This is a genomic window from Bhargavaea cecembensis DSE10, assembly GCF_000348905.1.
In the GTDB taxonomy this organism is placed as follows: Bacteria; Bacillota; Bacilli; order Bacillales_A; family Planococcaceae; genus Bhargavaea; species Bhargavaea cecembensis.
Genome location: NZ_AOFT01000015.1, coordinates 61165 through 69288 on the forward strand (window position 1 = coordinate 61165; position 8124 = coordinate 69288).

The following is an 8124-nucleotide window of genomic DNA, read 5'->3' on the forward strand; positions in this document are numbered from 1 at the left end:
GGGGATGCGCCATGTCTGAAGCAATCACACAGCCGGTTCCCGAGTCGCCGGAAGAGAAAACGGCCGGCCCCTGGAGGGAAGCCTGGAACGGTTTCAGGAAAAGCAAGGCCGCCCTCTTCGGCGCGGCGATCGTCCTGATGTTTGTTTTGCTCGCCTTTGCAGGGCCGCTGATCGCGCCCGAAGGCATCAATGAGCAGGACATGTCCAAACGCCTGATGGCGCCAAGTGCCGAGCATTGGTTCGGCACCGACGACTTCGGCCGTGACATCCTGTCCCGCGTCATTCACGGGGCGAGGATTTCGCTCTGGGTCGGATTCTTCTCGGTCATCGGATCCGTGATTGTCGGCAGCCTGCTCGGAATCATAGCGGGCTATTACGGGCGGTGGGTCGATACGATCATTTCCCGCCTGTTCGACATCATGCTTGCGTTCCCGTCGATCCTGCTTGCGATTGCAATCGTTTCCGTTCTCGGACCGTCGCTCCAGAACGCGCTCATTGCAATCGCCGTCATCAACATCCCGAACTTCGGGCGGCTCATCCGCTCCAGGGTGCTGAGCATCAAGCAGGATGAATACATCACGGCGGCGAAGGGGATCGGCATGAAGGATTCCAGGATCCTGTTTTCGCACATTCTGCCGAATTCGATGGCACCGGTTATCGTGCAGGGGACCCTTGCGGTGGCAACGGCCATCCTCGAGGCGGCGGCGCTCGGGTTCCTCGGCCTCGGTGCCCAGGCACCCGCGCCGGAGTGGGGCAAAATGCTGTCGGATGCCCGCAACTACCTCCGCGACGCCCCGTGGACGATGATCTTTCCGGGACTCGCCATCATGCTGACCGTCCTCGGATTCAACCTGATGGGGGACGGCCTCCGGGACGCACTGGACCCGAAAATGAAAAGCTGAATCAGTGTTGCGCCCGCTGTTAATGATCAGCGGGCGCAGCTCATTACTGCACAATCCGGTTTGATGAAAATCATACTATGGCAACTGAAATCGTAGTTAAATTCGCAGTTTCGGATTATCGCGGCTGAAATCGGAGCATGACGTCTAAAATCGTACTATGGGTTAGGGAATCGGAGTACGGACCGAATCGGATCAAGACTGAAAAAGCCCGGAGCATCGGATGCTCCGGGCCTTTTCGTTATCAGATGATGTCTTCCTGCAGCTTTTCGTCCATCTCGTCTCCGTGGCGTTTCACGTACCGGACAATCATCCGGTCGAGGTCTTCCAGCTGCTCTTCATATTGAAGAAGTGACGAAAGCAGGTGCAGGAGGTGATAAGCGGAAAAGTCCTGTTCTTCTTCCTGCTTGGCGATGTTGATCTCCTTGACGAAGATGTCCATCACTTCATGCCGGTCCATCCTGCCATCGAGGCCGGAGTGGTTCATCCGGTCGTCCTTCAGCTTGCCCGCAAACTTCAGGAGGATCTGCTCGTGGTAGGTGAGCAGCTCATCCAGCAGTTCCTGGATCATCATCCGGAAATGCGGCGGCATATCAATCAGTTCATTCTCGTAAAGATGGAGCTGCTTCAGGATATCAAATCCGTCCCGTGATGCGGCGAGCATTTGCCGGTAGATGACGAGCTTCCGGGCTTTTTGGAAGGTGAACTTCTTCGTGTAGCCGCGTTCTTCTTTGAAAAGAGAAAAATACGTGTCGATTTTGCTGTACCGGTCACTGATCTTGCCCATCGCCTTTTTTGTTGCGGAATGCTCGGAGGCCTGTCGACCTGTCAGCCGCGTCCAGCGGATGATTTCATCCTGCACGTCATAAAGGGACTGGAACAGGCGCGGCTCGTATTTCGGCGGCAGGAAAAACATATTCACCAGGAAAGCCGAGAAGATCCCGGTCAGCATCGTCGCAAACCGGAGAACAGCATACAGGATAAAGTTATCATCCGGCAGTTCCATGATCCCGATCATCATGACGAGTGCAAGGGTCACTGCATCACCAAGCTTAAGCTTCAGCATGATTGCGATGATCGTAACGGCCGCGAATCCGACGCCAATCAGGTGGTCGCCGAAGATGAGGGCGAAGATGATCGCGATAAATGCCCCGATCACATTTCCCTGGACCTGTTGGACGATCGTTTTGAAGGAGCGGTAGATCGATGGCTGGATCGCGAAGATCGCCGCGATTCCCGCGAAGAGCGGTGTCGGAAGCCCGAACGTCTGTGCAAGGAACAGGGCGAGGACGATCGCAACGCCGGTTTTTAAAATACGTGCACCGAGTTTCATTCAGTGATTGTCCTTTCCGCGCTGTTTATTTGTTCCCATACTTTACCCCAACGGCGGAGAGGAAATCAATCGTTCCCCGGAGTCCGGTTATCCGCGAGCCATTTCTGCGAAGGATTCGTCAGCCGCCTTGATCGTTTCGCGGATGTCTTCTTCAGTATGGGCGGTTGTGAGGAACCAAGCCTCGTACTTGGAAGGGGCGAGATTGATGCCCCGTTTCAGCATAAGGCGGAAGAATTTCGCGAACTGCTCACCGTCGCTGTCTTCTGCCTGCTTGTAGTTTTTGACGGTTTCATCCGTGAAGAATACGGTGAGCGCTCCCTTGAGGCGGTTGACTGTGATGGTGATACCGTGCTTTTGGGCGGATTCCAGCAGCCCTTCTTCGAGGATTGCGCCGAGGCGGTCAAGTTCTTCGTAGACACCAGGTTCCTTCAGCACCTCGAGGCAGGCGATCCCGGACAGCATCGATGCCGGATTGCCGGCCATTGTGCCTGCCTGGTAGGCAGGGCCGAGCGGGGCGACATGGTCCATGATTTCTTTGCGGCCGCCGTAAGCGCCGATCGGCAGTCCGCCGCCTATGATCTTGCCCATCGCAGTCAGGTCCGGTGTCAGGCCGAGCAGATCCTGGGCACCGCCGTAGTGAAATCGGAACGCTGTAATGACTTCATCATAGATGGTGAGGGCGCCGTGTTTTTTCGCCAGCTCATGCACTTCTTCCAGGAAGCCCTTCTCAGGTTCGACGATCCCGAAGTTGCCGACGATCGGCTCGATGAGAATGCAGGCCAGTTCGTCTCCCCATTGTTCCATGGCTTTGCGGTAGGACTCCGAGTCGTTGAACGGAATGGTGATCATCTCTTCCGCGATCGACTTCGGAACCCCTGCGGAATCCGGTGTGCCGAGTGTCGCCGGGCCGGAACCCGCAGCGACGAGCACGAGGTCCGAGTGTCCGTGGTAGCATCCGGCGAACTTCAGCACCTTCGTGCGGCCGGTGTAGGCGCGGGCGACACGGATCGTGGACATGACGGATTCCGTGCCGGAGTTTGTAAAACGTACTTTGTCGAGCGAGTGGATGGCTTCCTTCAGCATTTCGGCGAACTTGACTTCATGACGGGTCGGTGTGCCGTAGAGCACGCCGGTCTGCGCGGCATGCGTGATCGCTTCCGTGATATGCGGATGCGCATGTCCGGTGATGATCGGGCCGTATGCGGCGAGATAGTCGATATACTTGTTTCCGTCGACATCCCAGAAGTATGCGCCTTCCGCACGTTCCATCACGGTCGGGGCGCCTCCGCCGACTGCCTTATAGGCACGTGACGGGCTGTTGACCCCACCCACGATATGCTTCAGTGCTTCGCTGTAAACCTGTTCTGATTGTTTCCGTTCCAATGGAACCCCTCCATTCATAATCTCCGATTCTCATTGTAGACAAAGAGTGCGGGGAACACCAAAAGAATTGTCATGCCACGTGCGCTCCGGTACGATGAAGAAAACGACTTCATGGAGGGATTGGGAATGGCAGAAACACTGGAAGGCCTGTCCGCACCGGACTTTTCACTAAAAGACAGCGAAGGGAATACGGTCTCGCTGTCCGATTATAAAGGGAAGCAGTATGTGATCCTCTACTTTTACCCGAAAGACAACACGCCGGGCTGCACGACGCAGGCATGCGACTTCCGTGACACCCACGACGAGTTTGAAAAGCTGAACGCGGTCATCCTCGGGGTGAGCCCGGACAGCGGGGAGTCCCATGTGAAATTCATCGATAAGCATGGCCTGCCGTTCAGGCTGCTGGTGGACGAAGATCATCAGGTGGCGGAACAGTACGGCGTCTGGACGCTGAAAAAGAATTTCGGAAAGGAATACATGGGGATCGAGCGCTCGACTTTCCTGATCGACCCAACCGGCACTGTCGTCAAGGAATGGCGGAAAGTGCGTGTAAAGGGGCATGTGGAGGATGCACTCGAGACACTCAAGCAACTGACAGACAACTAAGGGGGACCCGGGCATGGATGTACTGTTTTTGTTCAGGATCAGAGAGCATCAGGAAGAAATGCTGAAGAAGGAATTTCCGGAAATCCATTTTCTGTTTGACCGGAAACCGGACGACCCTGCACTGGAGACGAGCGAAGTCATCGTCACGTACGGGGCTGATATCGATGAAAATGTCCTGGATCGGGCCAAAAACCTGAAATGGATCATGGTCGCATCGGCCGGAGTGGAGCAGATGCCGCTCGGCCGGATCCGGGAGAGGGGCATCCCGGTAACCAATGTAAGGGGGATCCATAAGACGCCGATGGCCGAAACGATGCTGGCGCATATTCTGGCATACAGGAAGAAACTGGGGGTCGTGTATGAACAGCAGGATCGGAGCGAGTGGAATCAGAAAATCCGCGGCACGGAGCTGCTGGACTCAAAAGCGCTGATTCTAGGGCCGGGAGCGATCGGCAGCGAGATCGGAAGGCTCCTGCAGGCTTTCGGTGTCCGGACGTATGGATGCAACCGTTCAGGCAGGCAGGCGGAACATATGGATGAGATGATCTCTTTTGGCGGGCTTGTTGACACACTTCCCGAGATGGATACCGTCATCTCGGTATTGCCGAGCACTCCGGAAACAAGGGGGCTTCTCGGACATGAGCACTTCGGTGCGATGAAGGATTCGGCACTGTTCCTCAACTTCGGAAGAGGCGACCTTTATGAAGAAAAGGTGCTGATCGAAGCCCTGGAGAATGGCCGTCCCGCAGCTGCGGTTCTGGATGTATTCGAAACCGAACCGCTGCCTGCGGACAGTCCGCTCTGGAAGATGGAGAATGTGACCGTTTCCCCGCATGTCTCGTCCCATTCGGGCAGATATATCGAGCGGTCCCTGGATATCTTCATGCCGAACCTCCGGGCCTATCTGGACGGCAGTATTGATGAAATGGAAAACCGGGTCGACCCGGAAAGGGGATATTAAATATGAAGATTTATACGCGGACGGGCGACAAGGGGCAGACTTCCCTTATCTACGGAAAGCGCGTATCGAAGACGGATCCGCTTGTTGATGCATACGGAACATGCGATGAGGCCAATAGCGCGATCGGTCTCGGGCTCTCCCACCTGCATCAGGAGTTCTTCGACGGCAAGGACGACCTGATGGCCGCTTTCCATCAGATCCAGACGGTGCTGTTCCATGTCGGTGCGGAGCTAGCAACACCGGAGGGCAAGGAGGTCAAGTGGAAACTGGAAAAGCCTGAAATCGAACGGCTCGAGCAATGGATCGACCGGTACGATGCGGAACTGCCTCCGCTCAAGAACTTCATCCTGCCCGGGGGACACCCGGCGGCGGCCGGCCTTCACTATGCAAGGACAGTCGTCCGAAGGGCGGAGCGTGCCGCCCTCTTGGTTGGTGACCACGTCAATCCGGATGTTCTTGCATACCTGAACCGCCTTTCGGATTTCCTGTTCGTCGCCGCGCGCTATGTCAACATGAGGCTCGGCCGCTCGGAGGACGTTCTTCACGCGGAATAATGCGGCAAGGGGGTTTCATTGACAGGAGTGCCTTCTTTCCTATAAACTGTTTATAACAATTATTACAAAGGAATCTCTATGGAAAGAGGTGGGCATGTCCATGTCTGAAACTGTGCTGCAGGAAGCGCTGGATACGTTGAAGACGAGCGGCGTGAGAATTACGCCCCAACGGCATGCGATTCTTGAATTTCTCGTAACTTCCATGTCCCATCCGACTGCCGATGAAATCTATCGTGCGCTGGAGGATAAGTTCCCGAATATGAGTGTCGCAACCGTCTATAACAACCTTCGCGTCTTTCGCGAGGCTGGCCTGGTAAAGGAACTTCCTTACGGTGATTCCTCGAGCCGGTTTGATTTTGTGACTCATCACCATTACCACATCATCTGCAATGACTGCGGAAAAATCGTCGATTTCCACTATCCCGGTTTGGATGAGGTTGAGCATCTGGCCTCCCATATTACGGGGTTCCAGGTGGATACCCACAGGATGGAAGTCTACGGCAAATGCCCGGACTGCGCGGAAAACAAAACCAATTCAGTGGTCCAGTAAAGGACCGGACTCACGGAGCGGGCGCTCCGTGAGTTTTTTTTATTTCCATCAGAAAAGCCGCCCGTTCAAAGGGGCGGCTTGGGTAATCATTCTCCGGATTGTGCAGGTTTCTTGCGGTTATAGGATTCGTCGAACTCTTTTCCTTCCAGTTCAGGGTCGAGCGTGAGCGGTTCCCGGCAGTGGCCGCACATATCGACCCGGCCAAGCATTTTCGTCGCTTTCCCGCAGTTCGGACAGACGACCTGGACGGCCTTGGTCGACAGCATGCCGATCCAGAAGTAGACGACGGTGCTGGCGATGATGCAAAGAAGTCCGAGTACCATGAAGATGACCATGACAAGCGGATACTGCTTAAAGAAGATTCCGAAGTACATTACAACGAACCCGATAAAGATCAGTGCCAGGGCAAAGGACCGGATCCGGTTGATTTTATTCTTATATGGTTTCATGTATCGACTTTCCTCCTCATTTCCCGTCTACTATACCACAATTCTCCGGCATCGTTTCCCGTCGGACTTCCATAAGATTGACGATTTTAAGAAGGGGATGCAAATTTGACTCTCCTTTTTTCGGTGGAGGGAAGGAATCCCGGCATGCTTGTCGAATTTGCAACAGGAGATAAAAGGAGGAATCCCCATGGAGCATCTACTGCGGCCGATCTATCAGGAACGTGCGGGTGACCCGAATACGCTCGGCGTCATTCTGGTTGAGAAGCGGGGAAAGCTGGATCCCGTCACCGATACGTTCGATGCCATTCTTCTCATCCTGGTACAGGATGCGGAGCGGCCGGTATTCACGAAGCATTACACGGATGGCCAGGAAAAGGCAGCCATGCATGTTGTCGCGGAGCGGCAGCTTAAAAAGTGGCTCCTGCTCGGGACAAACCGTAAAATCGTGGACTGGCTCTTTTTCGGGCGCATCCTCTTCGACCGGAACGAATACATCGAAAACCTGAAAACGGAACTTAAGGATTTCCCGTTCTACGGAAGGCAGATCAAGACCGGGCTCGAATTCTCACGCCTGATCCGACACTATATGGAGGGACGCATGTTCTATGAACAGCAGAACTACCTGGACGCTTATAATCATGTCGTCCGTTCCCTCCACGGCCTCGCCCGGCTGGCGGTACTCGAAAGCGGGCTGCTTCCCGAAGTGACTGTCTGGTCACAAGTCAAAAAGATCGATCCCGCTATCTATAAGTTGTATGAAGAATTGGTCCTGAGTGACGAGACGCTTGAAAAGCGATTGGAGCTTTTGTTCCTGGCAGGTGAGTTCTTCATCAATTCCAAAGTGACCGACGGAGCACGCCATATTCTTTCGGCCATGTCCGAGAAAGAGGACTGGACCATCCAGGAGCTTCATGAACACGATGAACTCAGAAACTATTCGGTCGACCTCGAGGTGTTCGTTGAATACCTGATTGAAAGAGGGCTCATTGAAGTTGTCCGGAAACAGGCCAAGGACGGCAGAATCGAGCACAGGAACTACCGGGTGGCCCCGATCACTGATGAGTGATTGGGGACCACCCGATTTTTTTCGCAAAACCGCTTGACGGAATGACGGAAACTGAGTATGATAGTAAACGTCGCTTGAGAGCGGCGGCCGGCAAAAATGCGGCGTCAAACTTCTTGAAAAAGAGTGTTGACACCGAAGTTGACCGGTGCTATCATAGAGAAGTCGCTTTTGGAGCGGCAAACATGAACCTTGAAAACTGAACAGCAAAACGCTGATGAAATGAGTTCCCGGAACCCGACCCCGTCGGGGAAACGGAACAAATGATATCGGACGTATCACTTGATATGCCAGCTTTAAAGTATGAGCTTACTCATACTCTCTTT

9 protein-coding genes are annotated in these 8124 nt (G+C 54.5%); 6 read left to right on the plus strand and 3 right to left on the minus strand.

Translation table 11 applies throughout. The features are described from left to right. The first annotated feature begins 11 nt into the window (after positions 1 to 11). Positions 12 to 902 carry a nickel transporter permease gene (gene nikC / locus C772_RS12815; protein ID WP_008300582.1) on the plus strand — a complete coding sequence of 297 codons (891 nt, stop codon included), beginning with the start codon at positions 12 to 14 and terminating at the stop codon, positions 900 to 902. 241 nt (positions 903 to 1143) lie between these two features. Here nikC and C772_RS12820 read toward each other — a convergent pair whose 3' ends face one another. Together C772_RS12820 and C772_RS12825 are read right to left on the minus strand one after the other, a co-directional pair. Beyond that, positions 1144 to 2232, minus strand: a complete 1089-nt coding sequence (locus C772_RS12820) for an FUSC family protein (RefSeq protein ID WP_008300584.1) — start codon at positions 2230 to 2232, stop codon at positions 1144 to 1146. 87 nt (positions 2233 to 2319) lie between these two features. Further along, entirely contained in the window at positions 2320 to 3615 is a 1296-nt protein-coding gene (locus C772_RS12825; RefSeq protein ID WP_008300586.1) for a glutamate-1-semialdehyde 2,1-aminomutase, read from the minus strand. Positions 3616 to 3741: 126 nt separating this feature from the next. On the opposite strand from C772_RS12825, the gene bcp reads away from it, so the two are divergent. The 4 genes from bcp to perR all read left to right on the plus strand — a co-directional run bounded on the left by bcp (position 3742) and on the right by perR (position 6286). Beyond that, a complete protein-coding gene (gene bcp / locus C772_RS12830) occupies positions 3742 to 4221 on the plus strand; it encodes a thioredoxin-dependent thiol peroxidase (RefSeq protein ID WP_008300588.1) in 480 nt (159 codons plus the stop codon). A gap of 13 nt (positions 4222 to 4234) precedes the next feature. Next, positions 4235 to 5182, plus strand: a complete 948-nt coding sequence (locus C772_RS12835; RefSeq protein WP_008300589.1) for a D-2-hydroxyacid dehydrogenase — start codon at positions 4235 to 4237, stop codon at positions 5180 to 5182. A gap of 2 nt (positions 5183 to 5184) precedes the next feature. Continuing rightward, the gene (locus C772_RS12840) at positions 5185 to 5736 is read left to right on the plus strand and encodes a cob(I)yrinic acid a,c-diamide adenosyltransferase (RefSeq protein ID WP_008300590.1); all 552 of its coding nucleotides are present in this window, start codon (positions 5185 to 5187) and stop codon (positions 5734 to 5736) included. Positions 5737 to 5836: 100 nt separating this feature from the next. After that, positions 5837 to 6286 carry a peroxide-responsive transcriptional repressor PerR gene (perR, locus tag C772_RS12845; RefSeq protein WP_008300591.1) on the plus strand — a complete coding sequence of 150 codons (450 nt, stop codon included), beginning with the start codon at positions 5837 to 5839 and terminating at the stop codon, positions 6284 to 6286. Between the two features lie 86 nt (positions 6287 to 6372). Here the strand turns inward: perR and C772_RS12850 are convergent, their stop codons facing one another. Further along, complete coding sequence (locus tag C772_RS12850) at positions 6373 to 6735, minus strand: YgzB family protein (RefSeq protein WP_008300592.1); 363 nt, start codon at positions 6733 to 6735, stop codon at positions 6373 to 6375. Positions 6736 to 6922: 187 nt separating this feature from the next. On the opposite strand from C772_RS12850, the gene C772_RS12855 reads away from it, so the two are divergent. After that, positions 6923 to 7801: a nucleotidyltransferase-like protein gene (locus tag C772_RS12855; RefSeq protein WP_008300593.1), complete on the plus strand. Its 879-nt coding sequence runs from the start codon at positions 6923 to 6925 to the stop codon at positions 7799 to 7801. The last annotated feature ends 323 nt before the right edge of the window (positions 7802 to 8124 follow it).

Coding starts and splice junctions, on each gene's coding strand:
- nikC (WP_008300582.1), top strand. CDS start 12: ATGTCTGAAGCAATCACACAGCCGGTTCCCGAGTCGCCGGAAGAGAAA.
- C772_RS12820 (WP_008300584.1), bottom strand. CDS start 2,232: ATGAAACTCGGTGCACGTATTTTAAAAACCGGCGTTGCGATCGTCCTC.
- bcp (WP_008300588.1), top strand. CDS start 3,742: ATGGCAGAAACACTGGAAGGCCTGTCCGCACCGGACTTTTCACTAAAA.
- C772_RS12835 (WP_008300589.1), top strand. CDS start 4,235: ATGGATGTACTGTTTTTGTTCAGGATCAGAGAGCATCAGGAAGAAATG.
- C772_RS12840 (WP_008300590.1), top strand. CDS start 5,185: ATGAAGATTTATACGCGGACGGGCGACAAGGGGCAGACTTCCCTTATC.
- perR (WP_008300591.1), top strand. CDS start 5,837: ATGTCTGAAACTGTGCTGCAGGAAGCGCTGGATACGTTGAAGACGAGC.
- C772_RS12850 (WP_008300592.1), bottom strand. CDS start 6,735: ATGAAACCATATAAGAATAAAATCAACCGGATCCGGTCCTTTGCCCTG.
- C772_RS12855 (WP_008300593.1), top strand. CDS start 6,923: ATGGAGCATCTACTGCGGCCGATCTATCAGGAACGTGCGGGTGACCCG.